The sequence below is a fragment of the Streptosporangiales bacterium genome (genome assembly GCA_009379955.1).
Taxonomy (GTDB): domain Bacteria; phylum Actinomycetota; class Actinomycetes; order Streptosporangiales; family WHST01; genus WHST01.
The window spans coordinates 38210-55920 of the sequence record WHST01000020.1; the positions used below are offsets into that span (position 1 = coordinate 38210).

Below are 17711 nucleotides of genomic sequence, written 5' to 3' on the forward strand. Positions count from 1 at the left end.
TCAGGCGCCTCCGCTCACCCAGGTCAACCCGTCGGGAAGGATGTCCACCTGTACCGAGTCGCCGCCGGATGCGGCGATCTCCTGGGCCGACCTCGTGTCGCTCGCGGAGACCAGGTTCGCCGAGCTCTTCAATTTGTCGCCGATGGTGAGGGTGCCCGCGGCGAAGTCCAGCATGGTGTCCGACCAGGTGGCCACGAACGACGCCATCGCCGCGGCGCTCTGGTACCCACCGAGTCCGCCGGCCGCGTCGTCGCCCGCCAGGCCGACTGCGCCCCTCGCCTGATCGAAGTCGGGTGAGCAGTCGTGGGCGGTGTCCGCCCAGCTGTACACGAGTGCGTAGTCCATCGTGACGCTCGCCATCAGCTACCTCCCGATACAACGTCGCCGCAACGTCCGTACCCAGATCCTGACGGGAGAACGCGCAGCACAGGGCCGTACGAGAGCCCACGGCGCGAAGATGCCGGCAAGGTTGCCGGTCGTGCAGGCGGAACTGCCGGTACCCGGACGCAAGACGCGATATATCTTGACGAGTCGCCACGCCTGACCTAGTCTCGCGGATAGACACGATATATCTCGTTCACTCACACCAGGAGGCAGCGGTGGAACGCTGGACATTGGAGGGCCCGGAGACGCTCGAGCTCGACCAGGTATCGGATCTTAAGGTCAAGCTCGTGGCGGGTCACGTCGACGTCGTCGCGACGGAGGGTCCCCCACGGGTGGAGGTCCACGAGATCGCCGGCGACCCGGTGGTCGTGACCCTCTCCGACGGCCGGCTGGAGGTCGGCTACGAGGACCTCGGCGGCGTCTTCGACTTCGACGGCAGGTCCGCGCGCGAGGCGCTGGAGAACGTCGGCGACGCACTGCGCGACCTGCTGGAGAACGGGCGGTCGCCCCGCACGGACGAGTGGCTGAGGAAGTTCCCGTGGTTCGGCCGCAAGCGCCGCGCCGTCGTCTCCGTCGCGGTCCCCCGGCAGTGCAAGGTGCGGCTCAACGTCGTCTCGTCGACGGCCGTCGTCGCCGGGTTCGACGGGCACACCAAGGTCAAGAGCGTGTCGGGCGACGTCACCCTCGACGGCCTGTCGGGCACCGTCGACGCGCACACCGTGTCCGGCGCCCTCGAGGCGCAGATGCTCTCCGCCACCCTCGACTTCGTCACGGTGTCCGGCGACCTCACCGTCGTCGAGGCGACCAGCGACCGCATCCACGGCCGCACGGTCTCCGGCGACCTGACCGCCGACGTCGACCTCGCGCGAGGCGGCCGGCTGGAGTTCTCCAGCGTGTCCGGCAACGTCACCACGCGCCTACCAGAGACGACGGGCGCGCGCGTCACCGCCACCAGCACATCGGGCGACACCACCTCCGGCTTCGACGCCCTGCAGCGCGAGCGCAAGCCGGGCAAGCGGAGCCTGTCGGGGACCATCGGCGACGGCAGCGGGAGCATCGAGGTTCGCACCGTCTCCGGCGACATCCACCTGCTGCCGCGCCGCGCGCCGAAGAAGGCACTCGCCGAGAACGGTGCCGAGTGATGAGCTCGGTGTTCGGGCACGGACGGCTGCGGCTCTACCTCCTCAAGCTGCTCGACGAGGAACCCCGGCACGGCTACGACATCATCCGGCTGCTCGAGGACCGCTTCATGGGCGTCTACGCCCCCTCCGCCGGCACGATCTACCCGCGGCTCAACCGGCTCGAGGAGGAGGGCCTCGTCGAGCACGAGGTGACGGAGGGGAAGAAGGTCTACCGGCTGACCGACGCGGGCAGGGCGGAGCTCGCCGCGCGCCAGGAGGAGATCGCCGCCCTCGAGCAGGACATCGACAGGTCGGTACGCGACCTCGCCCGCGAAGTGCGCGAGGACGTCCGCTCGTCGGTCCGCGGGCTTCGGGAGGAGCTCAAGGCCGCCGCGCGCGAGGTCCGCAACGCCGAGCACGACCGCAAGCAGCAGGGCAAGCGCCCGTTCGACACGCCCTGGGAGGACCTCTCCGACGTCCCCGGCTGGTCCGAGGCGAAGGAGGCGGTGCGCGAGGCCAAGCGCGCCTTCCGCGAAGGCACCCGTTCGTGGCAGACCGAGTGGGAGGGCACCTGGACGGCGACCTCGGGTGGGAAGAAGGTCGTGAAGGACGTCCTCAAGTCCACCGAGCTGCTGCGGGGCGAGGTACGCAGGGCCGTCAAGGCCGATCTCGACGAGCCGCGCCTGCAGGAGGTCAAGACCGCGGTCGACGACGCGCTGGGCAGGATCCGCGAGCTGATCAGTCGAGGGTGAAGACGACCTTGCCGAAGACGTCGCCCGCGAGCAGGGCCTCGAAGCCCTGGCGGGCGTCGGACAGCGGCAGCACGCGGTCGATCGCGGGACGTGCGCCGCTGACGTCGAGGAACGCGAGCAGGCGTTGCAGCTCGGTGCGGCTCCCCATCGTCGAGCCGACGACCGACAGCTGCATGTAGAAGACGCGCTGCAGCTCCGCTGACGGGTCGGGGCCGGTCGTGGCGCCCGAGACCACGATGCGGCCGCCGGGACGCAGGCACTTCACCGAGTGGCTCCAGGTCGCCTTGCCGACCGTCTCCATCACGGCGTCGACGCGCATCGGCAGGCGAGCACCTGGCTCGAACGCCTCGTGGGCACCGAGCTCGACGGCGCGGCCACGCTTGCCCTCGTCCCTGCTCGTGACGAACACCCGCAGACCCGCGGCCCGGGCGAGGACGATGAGCGCGGTCGCCACCCCGCCGCCCGCGCCCTGGACCAGCACGCTGCCACCGGGCTGCAGGCCGGAGTTGGTGAACAGCATCCGGTAGGCCGTGAGCCACGCCGTCGGCAGGCACGCGGCCTCCTCGAACGTCAGCGCACCCGGCTTCGGCAGGACGTTGCCACGCGGGACGAGCACGCGTTCGGCGAACGCCCCGTCGTACCGCTCGGACAGCAGCGACCGCTTCGGGTCGAGCGTCTCATCGCCGAGCCAGTCGGCGCTCGGGATCACCGAGTGCAGCACGACCTCGTTGCCGTCGTCGTCGATCCCCGCGGCATCGCACCCCAGCACCCGCGGCAGCTCGTCGGCGCCGAGCCCGACCCCGCGCAGCGACCAGATGTCGTGCTGGTTCAGGGACGCGGCCCGCACCCGGACACCGACCCAGCCGGGTGGAGCGGTCGGGTCGGGGACGTCACCGGAGTCGAGCCCGGCGAGCGGATCGTCGTTGTCGAGGCGGACGGCGCTGACGGCGAACATGCTCCGACCCTAACGGTCGAAGCGCCGCGCTACGCGCGGGCGGCCGTCTCGACGGCGTGCGACACCGCCGGCACGACGCGGTCGTCGAACGGACTCGGGATGACGTACGTGGGACTCAGGTCGGGTCCGACGAGCGAGGCGAGCGCGTCGGCGGCGGCGAGCTTCATGCCCGGCGTGATCGACTTCGCCCGCGCGGACAGCGCGCCGCGGAAGATGCCGGGGAACGCGAGCACGTTGTTGATCTGGTTCGCGTAGTCGCTGCGCCCGGTCGCGACCACGGCCGCGTGCCGGCCCGCCACGTCGGGATGCACCTCGGGATCGGGGTTGGCGAGGGCGAAGACGATCGGGTCGTCCGCCATCGCGGCGACCGCCTCCTCCGGCACCCGGCCGCCCGACACCCCGATGAAGACGTCGGCGCCGCGCAGCCCGTCGGCGAGCGTGCCGCGCAGCCCGTCGGCGTTGGTCTCGCGCGCGAGCGACTCCTTGACCGGGGTCAGGCCCTCCCTGCCCAGATGGAGGATGCCGCGGCTGTCCGCGACCACGACGTCGCCGAGGCCCGCCTCCAGCAGGATGCGCGACACCGCGACGCCCGCTGCGCCGGCGCCCGAGATCACGACCCTGGTGTCGGTCACGTCCCGCTCGGTCAGGCGGAGCGCGCCGCGCAACGCCGCGAGCACGACGACGGCGGTGCCGTGCTGGTCGTCGTGGAAGACGGGAATGTCGAGTGCAGCGTCGAGTCGTTCCTCGATCTCGAAGCAGCGTGGTGCGCTGATGTCCTCGAGGTTGACGCCGCCGAACCCCGGCGCCACCCGGATCACCGTGTCGATGATCTCTTCGACGTCGGTGGTGTCGAGGCACAGCGGCACGGCGTCGATGCCGCCGAACTCCTTGAAGAGCAACGCCTTGCCCTCCATCACCGGCAGCGCGCCGAGCGGCCCGATGTCGCCGAGGCCGAGCACCGCGGTGCCGTCGGTGATGATCGCGACCGTGCCGCCCTTCCACGTATAGCGGTAGGCGAGCTCAGGATCGTTCGCGACGGCGGTGCTCACCCGCGCGACGCCCGGCGTGTAGGCGAGCGACAGGCCGTCGCGGTCGCGCACCCGAACGGTGGGACGGATCTCGATCTTGCCGCCATGATGCAGCGGGAACGCAGGGTCTGACTCGTACTCGGGAACGGTGGTCACGCTGGCCTCCACGGTGCTTCGACGATGAGCGGCGCGAAGAGAAGCAGCGCTGATGCGCGCTGGCCGGGTGGCCGCGAAGAACGAGGGTCCCTCGTGACCATCGATTCTGACAGAACGCACCCGGTCCGCCACCATGGGGTCAGCCGCGACCGCCGGGCCTCTCGACGTGGCCGGGGCGAGCGGGCAGGATTCGAGCGCAAGGAGGCACGCGCATGGATCTGAGCTCGTACGCGGAGCTCGCAGTGGCCCTGGTCAACACCGACGACCTGAGCCGACCGGACGGTGACGGGCTCACCGATCTCGCCGCCCTGCGCGCCTTCTTCGCGGACCGGCCGCGGTCCAGGGCGACGTGTACGAAGGACGACCTCGCGCGGCTGCGTGACCTGCGCGACCGGCTGCGCACTGTCTTCGAGAACGCCGACCGGGGCGAGGTGGCCACGGCGATGACCGGCCTCAACTCCCTGCTCGAGGAGTTCCCCGTCCGGCCCGTGGTCACCGACCACGACGAGTCCGGCTGGCACCTGCACCTCAGCGAGTCCGGGTCGCCGACCGAGCGGTACGTCGCGCGCGCCGTCTTCGGGCTCGCCGCCCTCGTCACCGAGCTGACCCCCGACCGCCTCGGCATCTGCCAGGCGGACCCGTGCCGCTTCGCCTTCCTCGACACCTCCACCAACCGGTCGCGCCGGTACTGCTCCGACCGCTGCGCCACCCGCGCGAACGTCGCCGCCTACCGCGCCCGCCGCCGCGAGCAGCAGAACCCCGCCACCGGCTAGTGTCAGCCGACCGGCGCCCGGCCCGGACGCGCCCAGTGAAGACGCGCGGGGACGATACGGTGAGTTCCCGCCAGGCTCGTGTCGACAACGACGGGAACACGATGCGCGAGGCACCGACCTACGTGCACCCCATGATCCCACGGGTCGAACGCCACCACCGGATCCTCGACCAGCTGCGCGCCGCCGCGCCGCGCACGGTGCCGGTGACCGAGCTCGCCACCACTCTCGGAGTCAGCGCTCGCAGCATCGAGCGGGACGTCCGTCTGCTCCGCGACGCGGGACTCCCGCTGCGGTCGACCCGCGGACCCCGCGGCGGCTACCGGCTCGAGGTGCGCGGGGCCAGGCTCTCGGTGGAGCTGACCGCGGGAGAGGCCGCCGTCCTCGTGGCATCGCTCGTCGGCATCGGCCCCCTCGCCTCGGCCACGGCGCAGTCGGCGCTGGACAAGCTGGTGGGCGCTCTCGCCTCGTGATCAGCGCGGTGCGCGGCCGCCATGTTCGGGAGTGTCGAGCACCTCGCTGCTCGACCTCGACATGAGACAACAGGCCGCTCCCACGGCGAGGACGCCCAGCGCCACGCCGACGACGTACTGTCCCGCCTGGACGACGGCGACGGCGACCGGCACGCAGATGATCTGGGTGACGAGGGCGGGCGCACGACCCCAGCGACGGCGCAGCAGCAGCCCGCGACCGACCAGGACCAGGCACACCCCGGCGACCAGGCCGAAGGCGGCCATGATCTCGGCGGCCGGGAGATTGTCGGCGCCCCCGCGCAGCGCGTCGACGCCCACGAGCACACCGAGCACCGCGGCGACCAGACCCTGCAGGAGCACCACGCCAGCGGGGACGACGAGCAGCATCGGGAGACGGTCCCTGCGCGCCGTTCGGTCGGTCACGAGGGCAGCCTAACGACGCCTGGTCGCGACCGATCCGCCACCGGCGGAAACCCGTCGTGATCCACCGCCGTCGGAAGCGATGAGTTCTCGCTGTGACGCGGGTCTCACCAGGTACGACGAGACGCCCTGAGGATTCCGGAAGGGACACACGATGTCGACCACGATGAGCATCTCCGACCTTGCCGAGGTCCTCTTCACCTCGGCGCTGCAGGAGTCCGAGCACCCCACACCCGACCAGGTCCGCCTGGCCATCGACGAGCGGCTCCTACTCTGCCACAGCGAACACGCCGTCTGCGTCGCCCGCGTCGCACAGGAAGCCGGAGACCACCCCGACGCCTATCTCGGCCGCATCCGATGGGCGCTGCAGGCGGTCTCCCTGGCGTACCGGTCCGCCACCCAGCTCGCCGCGTGATACCACCCCGACCATGACGCCATTACGCTGGCGGCATGCGCGCCGTCCTGGTGGTGAACCCCAACGCCACCACGACGACCCGTCGCACGCGCGACGTGCTCACCCGTGCGCTCGCCAGTGAGACCAAGCTCGAGATCGCCGAGACGAGGCGTCGCTGGCATGCCGCCGCACTCGCCCGCAGCTGCGCGGCCGACGGTGTCGACGTGATCGTCGTGCTCGGCGGCGACGGCACGGTCAACGAGGTCGCCAACGGCCTGCTGACCGAGGGCCCGCAGCCGGGACTCCCCGCGGTTGCCGTCATCCCCGGCGGCAGCACCAACGTCCTCGCCCGCTCGCTCGGCCTCCCCCGCGACCCCGTCGAGGCCACCGGCGCCGTCCTCGAGGCGCTGCGCAACGGGACGCGGCGCACGATCGGCCTCGGCCTCGCCGACTCCCGCTACTTCACCTTCTGCTCGGGGCTCGGCCTCGACGCCGAGATCGTGCGCGCCGCCGAGTCGCTGCGGTCGACCGGCACCAGGGTGTCGAACTCGGTGCACACCCGCACGGCGTTCCGCACGTTCTTCACCGCCTCCGACCGCAGGCACCCACCGCTGACCATCGAGCGTCCAGGCAGGCCGGCCGAACGCGGCCTGTTCTGCGCGATCGTGCAGAACACCTCCCCGTGGACGTACTCGGGCAACCAGTCCCTGAGCCCCTGCCCGGACGCGTCGTTCGACCTCGGACTCGATGTGTTTTCGCTGCGCACCATGCGGACGGTCCCCGCGGCCGACCAGCTGCTGCGGGTCCTCGGCAAGGGCAGACCCCCGGGCGGCCGTGCGGCGCTCGTGCTGCACGACCTCGACGAGTTCACCGTCATCGCGACCCGCCCGCTGCCCCACCAGGTCGACGGCGAGTACCTCGGCGAGCGTGAACGGGTGACCTACCGGAGCGTTCCCCACGCTCTGGACATCGTCCTGTGACTCTGTGTAACCGTGTAACGCCTCCGCGGCCTGGGACGATCCCCATGCGGGTGCGAACGTCACCACTCGATGTGACTGAGGCGACAGGTGGATTTGACAAAGTCTTTGGCCATGACCCTTGCGCCTGGCCGATCTTCCTGGAAGGGTCGGAAACCACACCACAGAGCTTGGGCTGACCACGGCTCGCTCACATCGTGAAAGCGTTCACAAGGAGAGGTACGGACGGTGAACTCACTCGTCTGCTCCTTGCGCCGCCCCCACCGAAATGGAGGAAAGGGATACTGATGGACTGGCGCCACCGGGCGAAGTGTCGTGAGGTCGATCCGGAGCTGTTTTTCCCGATCGGCAACACGGGCCCTGCGCTATCGCAGATCGAAGAAGCAAAGGCCGTCTGCCGGCAATGCCCCGTTGTCGAGTCGTGCCTCGAGTGGGCCCTTTCCACCGGCCAGGATGCTGGCGTCTGGGGGGCGATGAGCGAGGACGAGCGTCGCGCACTGAAGCGGCAGCGTATTCGGAGTCGCGCGCAAGCCACTGCCTGACCGCCCACTGGTCACAGACAGCCCCGAGAGAGCAATCAACCAAGGCCCGCGGCGTGAGCCGTGGGCCTTGCGGTTGCCCTCGGTCACCTCAGGTACCGCCAGAGCAGCGCGCGTGCCCTGGTGACGCTGTGTACCGAAGGTCACGATAAGTCCGTTATGGTGGCGCACCTCGCCAAGTACCGCTAGAAGGAACGCATCTCTCTCCACCAACGGAGGTGCGACATGCGGCTCGCCATCATCGTGGCAGGCGCCACCCTCGCCACGGCTACCGTGAGCGCCGTTCCCGCGCAGGCCGAGCAGACCGGTTCGGCGTCGAGCGACCCGACTCGATACGTGGTCCTCTACCAGGAGGACGCCTCGGCCGAGGCCGCCCACCAGGCGATCCGTACGGCGGGCGGCACGATCGTCCGGGAGAACACCGACATCGGGCTCGCCACCGTACGCACCCGCAACGCGAACTTCGCAGCGACCGCGGATCGTCATGGGGCGATCGAGGGTGTGGCCCATGATCGGGTCATCGGTAAGGGACCCGAGAGCCGGCACGTCGCGCGATCTCAGCGCGCGAACGTCGAGAAGGCCGGTCGTGGCGAGGGGCACCGTCCCAGGCAGCATCAGGGGACCGGTCGCGACGGTGAGCCGCTGGCGGACCGGCAGTGGGACATGCAGCAGATCCATGCCACGGCCGACGGCTCCTACCAGGTGGAGCGGGGCCGGCGCGGCGTGCTGGTGGGCATCATGGACACCGGTGTCGACGCCTCGCATCCGGACATCGCTCCCAACTTCAACCGCAAGCTGAGCCGCAACTTCACCGTCGACATCCCGTCCGACGCCAACGGCAACGTCGTCGACGGGCCCTGCTCAGACGAGCCGGACAAGTCCTGCCACGACCCGGCAACGGTCGACGAGAACGACCACGGCACCCACGTCGCGTCGACGATCGCCGCACCGATCAACCGGCTCGGGACCGCAGGGGTGGCACCGAAGGTCGGCCTGGTCAACGTCCGAGCGGGGCAGGACTCCGGGTACTTCTTCCTCCAACCCACCGTGGATGCACTCACCTACTCGGCCAATGTCGGCATCGACGTGGTGAACATGAGCTTCTACGTCGACCCGTGGTTGTTCAACTGTGTGAACAACCCGGCCGACTCACCGGCCGACAGGAGCGAGCAGCGCACGATCATCAGGGCCACGCAGCGGGCGCTCGACTACGCACATCGGCACGGTGTCACCCTGATCTCCGCGGCCGGTAACGGCGCCACCGACTACACCAAGACGATCACCGACTCGTCCAGCCCGGACTTCGCCGACGTGCCTGGCGAGCAGCCGTACGAGCGGACCATCCCGCCGAGCTGCATCTCGATGCCCAGCGAGGGCGAACATGTCATCTCGGTGTCGGCCACGGGCATCAGCACCCGCAAGTCGTACTACTCCGACTACGGCAACGGCTACGTGGACGTGGCCGCGCCGGGCGGCGACACGTACGACACTGCCGACCTCAAGAGAGACGTCACTCGTGCGGTGTTGGCGGCCTATCCCAGGTCCCTCGCCGAGCAGCGCGACGAGCTGAACCCGGACGGTACGCCGAAGGTCGACTACGTCGTCGCCGACTGCCGTGGCCGCGCCTGCAGCTACTACCAGTACCTGCAGGGCACCTCGATGGCCTCGCCGCATGCGGCGGGGGTGGCGGCGCTGATCGTCAGCAGGTACGGCCACCACGATCCACGGCACGACGGCCTGACCCTCAGCCCGTCCGTGGTGGGGTCTCGTCTGCAGGCCAGCGCCGTCGATCACGCCTGCCCGAAGCCGCGCACCCAGACCTACGTCCGGTACGTGCTACAGGACGACGGCACCTACGAGAAGGTGACCGACGAGCACACCTGCGAGGGCCCCCGGCGCGACAACGGTTTCTACGGCGACGGGATCGTGGACGCCCTACGCGCCGTACAGCGGTAGCGCCACCTCCACATCCCGGACCCGTGAGGGTGCCGCCATGCACGACGGGTCACCGTCGCGAGGTGAGCGGGAGGTCGAGCACCGCCTCGGTGCCGCCGCTCTTGCGGCTCCCCAGGTGCAGTCCCCCGCCGAGCTCGGCCACGACGAGCGTGCGCACGATCTGCAGTCCGAGGCTGCTCGACGCCTCGACGTCGAAGTCGGCCGGCAGGCCCGCGCCGTCGTCGGCGACCACGACCCGTAGCCAGCCGGCCGTCCGCTCGGCCGTCAGCGAGACCTCGCCCGACCGTCCGCCGAGACCGTGCTCGACCGCGTTCTGCAGCAGTTCGGCGAGCACGAGGGACAGCGGGGTCGCGACGTCGGCCGGGAGGATCCCGAACACCCCCGTGCGTCGGCGCGCGACGTGACCGTCGGCGGCCGAGACCTCCGCGACCATCGCGACGAGGCGGTCGGCCACGTCGTCGAAGTCGACGGTCTCGTCGTCGGACTGCGACAGGGTCTCGTGCACCATGGCGATCGAGCCGACTCGCCGCACGGCCTCCTCGAGGGCAGCGCGGGCCGACGGCGCCTCCAGGCGCCTCGCCTGCAACCGCAGCAGGGCGGCCACGGTCTGCAGGTTGTTCTTCACCCGGTGGTGGATCTCCCGGATGGTGGCGTCCTTGGTGAGCAGCTCCCGCTCGCGGCGGCGCAGCTCGGAGACGTCGCGGACGAGTACGAGCCCGCCGATCCGGTTGCCGTCGGGCTCGAGCGGGATCGCGCGGAGCTGCAGGGCGACCCCGTTGCCCTCGACCTCGGTGTTGGCGGCGGCCCTGCCCGTGACGACCTGCGCCAGGGCGTTGTCGACCGGCTCGGCCGACGGCGCGAGCGCGTAGGTGACCGTGGCGAGCCGCTCCCCCACCAGGTCTGAGGTGAGACCGAGGCGGCGGTACGCCGAGAGCGCGTTGGGGCTCGCGTAGGCCACGACGCCGTCGACGTCGAGCCGGATGAGGCCGTCACCCACGCGTGGTGAGCGACCGAGCTCGTGGACCGCGCCGGGCCGTGGGAAGCGTCCGGTGGCGATCATCTGTGCCAGCTCGGTCGCCGTGCGCAGGTAGGTGAGCTCGAGCCTGCTCGGGGTGCGGATGCCGGTGAGGTTGGTGTGCCTGGCGACCACGCCGAGGACGTCGGCGCCGCGCCTGACCGGGATGGTCTCCTCCCGCACGGGGACGTCGCCCGCGCGCCACGACGGGTCACCCTCGCGGCACACGCGCCGCTCGTTCCACGACCGGTCGACGAGCGGCATCTTGCCCCGGCGGACGAGGGTGCCGACCATGTCGTCACGGTGCGCGGTGGGTCCCGTCGCGGGCCGCACCTGCGCGGCGCAGACCCAGGCGTCGCCGTCCTGCGCGGGCACCCACAGCAGCAGGTCGGCGAACGACAGGTCGGCGAGCAGCTGCCACTCCGAGGCGAGCATGTGCAGCCACTCGATGTCCGCCTCACCCGCACCGGAGTGACGTCGGACGAGCTCGGTCAGGGAGGGCACACGCGAAGCGTACGCGTAGGAGAGGAGAGGAGAGGAGAGGAGAGGCGAGCGCGGAAGCGTCGCGGCCGGGCTCTTGAGCGACTGTCGACCCTCAGCGGCTCTCGACGGGACGGTGCTCGGGCGCGTACTCACCGACGGGCGGCAGACCGCCATCGGGCTCGACGATGTCACGGTGCTGGTCGTGCGATACCTGGGCGCGGCACTCCGGGCAGTACGTGCCGGTGAACTCGGCCTTCATCGGGAAGTCCAGCGTGCTCACGGCTCCACCTCGCATTCCAGGACCCACTGCCGCCTCCGACGGTACACCCGGTGCACCCGCCAGCTTGTACCGCGCGGTAGCAGCCGCTCCCGCTCGGGGACGAACGAGCTGCCGTACCGACTCAGGTCGAGCACTCGGGTCCCGGTCGGCAGATGCATGCGCAGCAGGATCGGTCTCTCCCCGAACCGCAACGGTGGCCGGTCGCGGGCACTGACCGAGGTGAACGACGGCTCACGCATCCGACGTCCGGTGAGCACGGTCAGGTCGCGTGGATCAACGCCCGCCGGCAGCCAGTCCCAGTCCACGCCGCGGGTGGTGTCCATCGACGCTGGAATGCGCGACATGGCCCGGTCCAGGGGCGCCACGTCGGAGGTCCACCGTTCGGGCTGAGATTCCGGGGTCAGCGTGCCGTCGCGGAGATCCCTATTCAGCCCCGGCCCGAACTCGCTGTAGTCCTCGACGGCATGCTGGAGGCGTTCCTGCTCCTGCTCGTGCCGCCAGGCGGGCACGGCTCGCTGTTCGGTTGCTGGCGAGACCGCTTGGCGCGGCAGTCAACCAGGTCCGCTGCCCTTGGCCTGCTCGCACGCCGCGGCGTACTCATCGAGCGCCTGCCGCGCCGCAGCGAGATGCTCGCGCACCGTCGACAGCGCAGCGGCCGCCTGGGCGAGCACTTGCACGCTGCTCTCGTTGCCGAGCGCGACGAACTGCTGCGCGACCTCGCTGGTCTCGGTGTCCAGCTCGGCCACGACACCCTCCCGTCGAGGGCGTCCTTGGCGTGACCGGCCTTCGCCTGCAGATCGTCGAGTGCGCTCACCGCGATCCTCCGTGTCAATGGGCGCGCGTACGGATCGTGCCCGGCGCCCGGCCCGGATGCAACCCGTCTCGCGGCCCCGGCAGGTCCGAAGGGTCCTGGCCGAACAGTCCTGCCGAGGCCGGGACGTGACGGCCGAGCTGGGTCCTAGGGGACACGTACCCGGCCGCCACGCCATTAACGGTGAGTCCGGCCGGACGTATCGGGGCGCCGCCACGGCCGGCTCACCAGCTCAGATGGAGTTCCAGACCTGCACGCCGTACTTGTCGGCGAGGCACATCGGGCACGGCAGCCGGTTGCCGTGCGGCTTGCACCGTGGCCCGTTCTCTCGGTCCTCGGCATCGTCGACCTCGGCCGCAGCCGCGCTGTCCTCGCTCACGTCCGTCGCCCCCTGCTACTCCCACACGAGATCGAACATGGTCACTTCCGTCCTGGCGGTTCCTGCAGCCAGAGGACCATCGCAGCGGCCTCGGGCGGCACCTCGTATTCAGGAACTGCATACGACGGAGGTGACCTGAATGCGGGTGCTGATCTACCCTGCTCGGGATGGAGCCGTCGGCCCGCGTGGTGGAGGCCCTGACCGATCCCGACGGCAGGGCCGCCGTCGGGATGGGCGCGACCGGCAAGGTGGTCCGCCTCGTCCGCAAGGCGCTGCTGCTCGACCAGGTCGACGTCGCCTCCCGTACGGGCTACTCGCAGTCGACGATCTCCCGCGTCGAGTCGGGGAAGATCACCGACGGGCCGGTGCTCGCCGACGTCGGCGAGGCGCTCGGCATCCCGCCGGCCGCGCTCGGGCTCGACGACCCGGCCCGCGACGGCCCTATCGTGGGTGAGGTGGAGCGCCGGGACCTGTTCAAGGGCGCCATCGCGGTGGCGTCCGCTGCGATGCTCCCGGCTGTGATCGCCGACACTGACCGGCCGCAACGGGTCGGCGCCGAGGCGGTCGCCGGGTGCTGGTCGGCCCTGCACCGCCTGTACGAGCTCGACGACCACCAGGGCGGCGGCGCGGTGTACGAGTTGACCGCCGGCATGGCCGCTCGTATGCAGCGCGCCCTCGCCCGCACCTCCCACACGCAGGCGACTGGCCGCCGCCTGCGCGCGGTCACCGCTGCGACGACGGTGCACGCCGGGTGGCAGGCGCTCGATGCAGGTCGCCGCGACGCTGCGCGCCGGTGGTGGCTGGAGACGCTGCACGTCGCCGACCTCGGCCCGGGCGCCGAGGAGGCGCGCGTCACCGCGCTGTCCGGGATGGCACTGATGGCGAACCGCGACCCCGCACACGGCCGCGAGGCCGTCGGCCTGGCCGGTGCCGCCCGCAGCGCCGCAGGGTCGGACGCGACCCCGACCCTGCTGTCGATGCTCGCCGCCCGCGAGGCGATGGGGTACGCGGGAGCTGGTGACAACGCAGAGGCGATCCGCGCGCTGTCTGCGTCGCGGCGGCACCTCCAGCAGGGCCGCCGCGGGGACGAACCCGCGTGGTTGAGCTTCTGGTGCCTCGCCGACCTGGAGACCCACGCGACCGTCGTCGCCGAGCGTCTCAACCAGCCCGTCACGATGGAGCGGGCGGCGCGGGAGGCCGTTCGCTGGTCGAACCCGGCGATGCCGCGGAACCACACGATCTACAGCGCGTACCTCGGGCTCGTCCTCACCCGGCTCGGGAAGCTCGACGAGGCGATCGCCACCACCCGCGATGCGCTGCACGGCGCTGCCGTCGGCGGCTCCCAGCGCATCACCACCGAGATCCGCGACACCGCGCGGCTCCTCGCCCGCCAGCGGTACGCGCCAGCTCGTGACTTCGCCGCCGCCGCGAAGAGCGTCCTGCCGGCGGCATGACGGCTGTCGACGTGGTCGTTTACTCCGTGCACGGACCGGTCACCGCCGCCGCCCGGACGGACAGCGTGCGGGACGTGTGGGCCGAGGTGTACGGCGAGCCGCCGTTCAATAAGGGCCCCGACGACGTCGCCACGTTCCTCGACGGCTGGCCGAACCGGTTGCGCGCGCCCGGGTTCCGGCTCGTCCTCGCCGAGCTCGGGGACGAGCCGGTCGGCGTGATCTACGGCCACCGGCTGCGACCCGGCACACCATGGTGGGAAGGCGCACTCGACCCGCTCCCGGAAGGCGTCGCCGACGAGCGGCCAGGCCGCACCGTCGTCATTGTCGACATGCTCGTCCGCGCGCCATGGCGACGCCGCGGGGTCTCCAGGCAGCTGCACGCGCACTACCTCGCCGGGCGGGACGAGGAACGTGTGACGCTGCTCGTCCGGCCGGACAACGACCCGGCACGGCACGCCTACGAGGCGTGGGGATACGAGAGGCTCGGTCGCAATCAACCGTTCCCGCCCGACGGGACGGTGTTCGACTCGATGGTCCGGCCGGTCGTACCGTAGGTCAGCGGCGGCCTCGTGTAGCCACGGCGACAATTCCCACGGGTCCGCCGATGAAGACGACCACCACAACCAGCGCGATCGTGAGCTCGGTCAGTCCGATGATCGGCATGGTCATTCCTTCGGTGGGCACCAGGTCAGTGTGCGCTCCACGCCGCCGACCAGTAGCCGTTCTCGCCGACGGGTCCAGCCGGTGACTGCCCGTCGTCGGATAGGTGGTCCCTACCACACTGCGGTGACGACGACGTTGATGCGCGGCCGGCCGGATCGTACGACCCCGCCGAGCGCGGTGAGGTCCTCGAAGCGTAGGAGCTCGACGAGCGCGCCGCAGGTAGGGGCCGCGACGCTCAGAGCACCGCCATCGCGTCGACCGCGGCACCTGCCGGAGGAGCGGGAGGAGGCGGGCGCGGGAAGCGTACGCGCGCGGGTGGAGGAGTACGCGGAAGCGTACGGTGTCCTCGTGATGTGGGTGCCCTCTGCGTCACGTGATCCCGGTGCTGGCAGGATGAGCAGGGATGGTGATGGACAGCCGGACGACGACCGATCAGGTCGCTTTCTGGGAGCAGGTGGTGCGCGACGGGTGCGCGCTGCCCCCGGAACCCCCGCTCGACGAGCTCACCATCGAGCTGAGCGGCCTGCTCGGCTCTCCTGACGGGCACCAGCGCGATGAGCTCGCCTACCGGGTGCTCGCCGCGTGGATCAGCCGCGGCGTCTACGACGACCTGCTCACCGGCCTCGGCGACGGCATGTCCGTCGGGTTGGCCAACGCCCTGGGCGACGACGGCACCGACTCGATCTTCCGGCGGTCCTTCTCGGCCCTGATCCTCGCCGAGGTCGTGGCCCGTGACACCGAGGCAGAGCTGCTCCATCCCGACACGCTGCTGCGCTGGGGCGACAGCGGCCTCCGCTGGCTGGTCAAGGAGCGTGACCTGCGCGGCATGGTGCCCGGCAAGGGATGGGCCCATGCCGTCGCCCACGGCGCCGACCTCGTGCTCTCCCTCGGGCTGTCGCGCCACTTCGGCCACGGCGAGCTGATGGTGCTGCTCGACGCGGTGGCCGACCGGCTGCTCGAGCCCACGACCTATCGGCTCGTGCACGGCGAGGACGAGCGGATGGCGTACGCCGTCATGGGGATCCTGCACCGCAACGTGGTGGAGATGGACCTGCTCGGTCCGTGGCTCGAGCGGCTCGCCACGGGCTGGTCGGGTCCCGGCATGTCCTACGACTCCGCGGTGGCGTTCAACGCGGCGAGCTTTCTCCGGGTGCTGCACCTGCAGCTCCAGCTCGGGGTGCGGCCGCTCATGTCGGCCGGCCGCGCGTCGGGTCATTTCGACAGCGACGTCGCCAACCGGATCGATCTGCTCGGTGGGATCGCCAGGCACCTGCGCGGCACCGCGCCGTACTTCCGTCAGCGCACGTCGTGAGCGTCACGGTCCGGGTCGCACGCACCGAGGAGTACGCCGAGGTCGGCGATCTCACCGCACGGGTCTATATCGACGCCGGCTTCATGGGTGCCGACACGCCGTACGTGGCGGATCTCCGTGACGCGGCCGGACGCGGTCGCGACGCCGTGCTCCTCGTCGCCGTCGACGCACACGACCGACTCGTCGGCTCGGTGACGTACGCGACCCACGGAGATGCGTACGCGGAGCTCGCGGGACCCGGCGAGGCGGAGTTCCGCATGCTCGTGGTCGACTCCTCGGCACGCAAGCTCGGCACCGGCACCGCGCTGGTGCGCGCCTGCCTCGACCTGGCGCGCCGCGATGGATGCGCGACGATGCGGCTGTCGACGAGCCCCGAGATGGTCGCCGCGCACCGGCTGTACGAGCGGCTCGGCTTCCGTCGCACGCCCGAACGCGACTGGACCCCGGCGCCCGGTCACGACCTGCTGGCCTACGCGCTGCCCGGCTGAGTGTCGGGTCACGTCCGGACCGTGCGCTCGAGCGCACGGCGCCGCGCGGCGATGAGCGCGACCGACTCGCCCTCGGGCATGGCCGCCTCGCGCAGGTAGTTGAAGACCGACTGGTGTCGGGAGACGGCCTCGACGTTGCCGCGGTGGTAGATGCCGCTGGTGAGCACGTCGAGGTAGACGATCGGTGGAGCGCCGGCGAAGGACAGGATGGTGAAGCTCACGCCCATCGCCGGGTCGGGGGTCGTGAACGGCAGCACCTGCAGGGTGACGGCGTGGGACTCCCGGCAGGTGAGCAGGTGGGTCAGCTGGTCGCGCATGATCGCGCGGTCGCCGAGCTGCCGGTGCAGCACCGCCTCACCGATGATCGCCCAGAGCGCCGGCGGGTGGTCGGCGACGAGGATCTCCTGCCGGGACATCCGCAGCGCGACCCGGGCGGCGATCTCGCCCGGCGGCACCGGCGGCCTGAGGTGACCCGTGACCGCGCGGGCGTACGCCTCGGTCTGCAGGAGCCCGGGCACGAGGTGCGCCTCGTAGGTGTCGATCCCCGCGGCGCGCGCCTCGAGGTCGAGGTACTGACCGAGCTGCTCGTCGGGCGTCGCCTGCTCCTGGATGGGCAGCCACAGTCCGGAGAGGACACCGCGGCCGTCGAGCACCCGGTCGGCGGCGTCGGTGAGGTGCTGGGACGGCGCGCGCCGGCCCTTCTCCACCATGCCGATCATCGTGCTCGAGTACCCGATGCGGCCGCCGAGCTCCTCCTGCGTCATGCCGGCCTGGGTGCGCAGCCGGCGTAGCTGTTGGCCGAAGTAGGCGAGCAGGTTCGTCGCCATCGTCTCGCTGGTCATCCACTCCGCTCCCTCGTCGCGCGCCCCGTGAGCGCGATGCCTGAGACGTGACCGTACCG

20 protein-coding genes are annotated in these 17711 nt (G+C 71.0%); 12 read left to right on the plus strand and 8 right to left on the minus strand.

The annotated features are described in order from the left end of the window. Nucleotides 1-360, minus strand: a complete 360-nt coding sequence (locus tag GEV10_08655) for a hypothetical protein (protein ID MQA78534.1) — start codon at nt 358-360, stop codon at nt 1-3. Between the two features lie 239 nt (nt 361-599). Between GEV10_08655 and GEV10_08660 the strand changes: the two genes are divergently transcribed. After that, on the plus strand, nt 600-1526 hold the full coding sequence (locus tag GEV10_08660; protein MQA78535.1) for a DUF4097 family beta strand repeat protein: 927 nt from the start codon (nt 600-602) through the stop codon (nt 1524-1526). Further along, nucleotides 1526-2257, plus strand: coding sequence for a PadR family transcriptional regulator (locus GEV10_08665; GenBank protein ID MQA78536.1), 732 nt, complete (start codon nt 1526-1528; stop codon nt 2255-2257). The genes GEV10_08660 and GEV10_08665 overlap by 1 nt, the downstream gene beginning before the upstream one ends. Here GEV10_08665 and GEV10_08670 read toward each other — a convergent pair. Together GEV10_08670 and GEV10_08675 are read right to left on the minus strand one after the other, a co-directional pair. After that, complete coding sequence (locus tag GEV10_08670; GenBank protein MQA78537.1) at nt 2244-3212, minus strand: zinc-binding dehydrogenase; 969 nt, start codon at nt 3210-3212, stop codon at nt 2244-2246. The genes GEV10_08665 and GEV10_08670 overlap by 14 nt on opposite strands. 29 nt (nt 3213-3241) lie before the next feature. Then, nucleotides 3242-4531, minus strand: coding sequence for an NAD-dependent malic enzyme (locus GEV10_08675; GenBank protein MQA78538.1), 1290 nt, complete (start codon nt 4529-4531; stop codon nt 3242-3244). Between the two features lie 77 nt (nt 4532-4608). Between GEV10_08675 and GEV10_08680 the strand changes: the two genes are divergently transcribed. Then, entirely contained in the window at nt 4609-5169 is a 561-nt protein-coding gene (locus tag GEV10_08680) for a hypothetical protein (protein MQA78539.1), read from the plus strand. Nucleotides 5170-5270: 101 nt separating this feature from the next. Next, a complete protein-coding gene (locus GEV10_08685) occupies nt 5271-5639 on the plus strand; it encodes an HTH domain-containing protein (GenBank protein MQA78540.1) in 369 nt (122 codons plus the stop codon). Here the strand turns inward: GEV10_08685 and GEV10_08690 are convergent, their stop codons facing one another. Further along, nucleotides 5640-6062, minus strand: coding sequence for a hypothetical protein (locus GEV10_08690; protein ID MQA78541.1), 423 nt, complete (start codon nt 6060-6062; stop codon nt 5640-5642). A gap of 163 nt (nt 6063-6225) precedes the next feature. On the opposite strand from GEV10_08690, the gene GEV10_08695 reads away from it, so the two are divergent. The 4 genes from GEV10_08695 (at nt 6226) to GEV10_08710 (ending at nt 9925) form a co-directional block, all read left to right on the plus strand. Next, on the plus strand, nt 6226-6474 hold the full coding sequence (locus GEV10_08695; GenBank protein MQA78542.1) for a hypothetical protein: 249 nt from the start codon (nt 6226-6228) through the stop codon (nt 6472-6474). A 35-nt stretch (nt 6475-6509) separates the two neighbouring features. Beyond that, nucleotides 6510-7433: a diacylglycerol kinase family lipid kinase gene (locus tag GEV10_08700; protein ID MQA78543.1), complete on the plus strand. Its 924-nt coding sequence runs from the start codon at nt 6510-6512 to the stop codon at nt 7431-7433. A 284-nt stretch (nt 7434-7717) separates the two neighbouring features. Next, complete coding sequence (locus tag GEV10_08705; protein MQA78544.1) at nt 7718-7972, plus strand: WhiB family transcriptional regulator; 255 nt, start codon at nt 7718-7720, stop codon at nt 7970-7972. A 222-nt stretch (nt 7973-8194) separates the two neighbouring features. After that, nucleotides 8195-9925 (plus strand): S8 family serine peptidase, encoded by a 1731-nt coding sequence (locus GEV10_08710; protein MQA78545.1) that lies wholly within the window; start codon nt 8195-8197, stop codon nt 9923-9925. 49 nt (nt 9926-9974) lie between these two features. Here GEV10_08710 and GEV10_08715 read toward each other — a convergent pair whose 3' ends face one another. From GEV10_08715 to GEV10_08725, 3 genes are all read right to left on the minus strand, one after another. Continuing rightward, nucleotides 9975-11597: a PAS domain-containing protein gene (locus GEV10_08715; protein MQA78546.1), complete on the minus strand. Its 1623-nt coding sequence runs from the start codon at nt 11595-11597 to the stop codon at nt 9975-9977. Between the two features lie 102 nt (nt 11598-11699). Then, nucleotides 11700-12254, minus strand: coding sequence for a hypothetical protein (locus tag GEV10_08720; protein ID MQA78547.1), 555 nt, complete (start codon nt 12252-12254; stop codon nt 11700-11702). Next, nucleotides 12255-12449 (minus strand): hypothetical protein, encoded by a 195-nt coding sequence (locus GEV10_08725; GenBank protein MQA78548.1) that lies wholly within the window; start codon nt 12447-12449, stop codon nt 12255-12257. It lies immediately after the preceding gene. A 611-nt stretch (nt 12450-13060) separates the two neighbouring features. Between GEV10_08725 and GEV10_08730 the strand changes: the two genes are divergently transcribed. From GEV10_08730 to GEV10_08745, 4 genes are all read left to right on the plus strand, one after another. After that, nucleotides 13061-14347, plus strand: a complete 1287-nt coding sequence (locus GEV10_08730; protein ID MQA78549.1) for a helix-turn-helix domain-containing protein — start codon at nt 13061-13063, stop codon at nt 14345-14347. Then, nucleotides 14344-14901, plus strand: coding sequence for a GNAT family N-acetyltransferase (locus GEV10_08735; GenBank protein ID MQA78550.1), 558 nt, complete (start codon nt 14344-14346; stop codon nt 14899-14901). Before GEV10_08730 ends, GEV10_08735 begins: the two co-directional genes overlap by 4 nt. A gap of 518 nt (nt 14902-15419) precedes the next feature. Continuing rightward, nucleotides 15420-16322: a DUF2785 domain-containing protein gene (locus tag GEV10_08740; GenBank protein ID MQA78551.1), complete on the plus strand. Its 903-nt coding sequence runs from the start codon at nt 15420-15422 to the stop codon at nt 16320-16322. Next, the gene (locus tag GEV10_08745; GenBank protein ID MQA78552.1) at nt 16319-16810 is read left to right on the plus strand and encodes a GNAT family N-acetyltransferase; all 492 of its coding nucleotides are present in this window, start codon (nt 16319-16321) and stop codon (nt 16808-16810) included. Before GEV10_08740 ends, GEV10_08745 begins: the two co-directional genes overlap by 4 nt. Nucleotides 16811-16818: 8 nt before the next feature. Here GEV10_08745 and GEV10_08750 read toward each other — a convergent pair whose 3' ends face one another. Then, nucleotides 16819-17652, minus strand: a complete 834-nt coding sequence (locus tag GEV10_08750; GenBank protein MQA78553.1) for a helix-turn-helix domain-containing protein — start codon at nt 17650-17652, stop codon at nt 16819-16821. Nucleotides 17653-17711: the final 59 nt, after the last annotated feature.

Excerpts from the sequence above, each read along its gene's own strand:
- GEV10_08695 (MQA78542.1), top strand. The coding sequence starts at position 6,226 with ATGAGCATCTCCGACCTTGCCGAGGTCCTCTTCACCTCGGCGCTGCAG.
- GEV10_08680 (MQA78539.1), top strand. The coding sequence starts at position 4,609 with ATGGATCTGAGCTCGTACGCGGAGCTCGCAGTGGCCCTGGTCAACACC.
- GEV10_08700 (MQA78543.1), top strand. The coding sequence starts at position 6,510 with ATGCGCGCCGTCCTGGTGGTGAACCCCAACGCCACCACGACGACCCGT.
- GEV10_08715 (MQA78546.1), bottom strand. The coding sequence starts at position 11,597 with ATGGCGGTCTGCCGCCCGTCGGTGAGTACGCGCCCGAGCACCGTCCCG.
- GEV10_08735 (MQA78550.1), top strand. The coding sequence starts at position 14,344 with ATGACGGCTGTCGACGTGGTCGTTTACTCCGTGCACGGACCGGTCACC.
- GEV10_08705 (MQA78544.1), top strand. The coding sequence starts at position 7,718 with ATGGACTGGCGCCACCGGGCGAAGTGTCGTGAGGTCGATCCGGAGCTG.
- GEV10_08685 (MQA78540.1), top strand. The coding sequence starts at position 5,271 with ATGCGCGAGGCACCGACCTACGTGCACCCCATGATCCCACGGGTCGAA.
- GEV10_08655 (MQA78534.1), bottom strand. The coding sequence starts at position 360 with ATGGCGAGCGTCACGATGGACTACGCACTCGTGTACAGCTGGGCGGAC.
- GEV10_08665 (MQA78536.1), top strand. The coding sequence starts at position 1,526 with ATGAGCTCGGTGTTCGGGCACGGACGGCTGCGGCTCTACCTCCTCAAG.
- GEV10_08730 (MQA78549.1), top strand. The coding sequence starts at position 13,061 with ATGGAGCCGTCGGCCCGCGTGGTGGAGGCCCTGACCGATCCCGACGGC.
- GEV10_08675 (MQA78538.1), bottom strand. The coding sequence starts at position 4,531 with ATGGTGGCGGACCGGGTGCGTTCTGTCAGAATCGATGGTCACGAGGGA.
- GEV10_08670 (MQA78537.1), bottom strand. The coding sequence starts at position 3,212 with ATGTTCGCCGTCAGCGCCGTCCGCCTCGACAACGACGATCCGCTCGCC.
- GEV10_08740 (MQA78551.1), top strand. The coding sequence starts at position 15,420 with ATGGACAGCCGGACGACGACCGATCAGGTCGCTTTCTGGGAGCAGGTG.
- GEV10_08750 (MQA78553.1), bottom strand. The coding sequence starts at position 17,652 with ATGACCAGCGAGACGATGGCGACGAACCTGCTCGCCTACTTCGGCCAA.
- GEV10_08710 (MQA78545.1), top strand. The coding sequence starts at position 8,195 with ATGCGGCTCGCCATCATCGTGGCAGGCGCCACCCTCGCCACGGCTACC.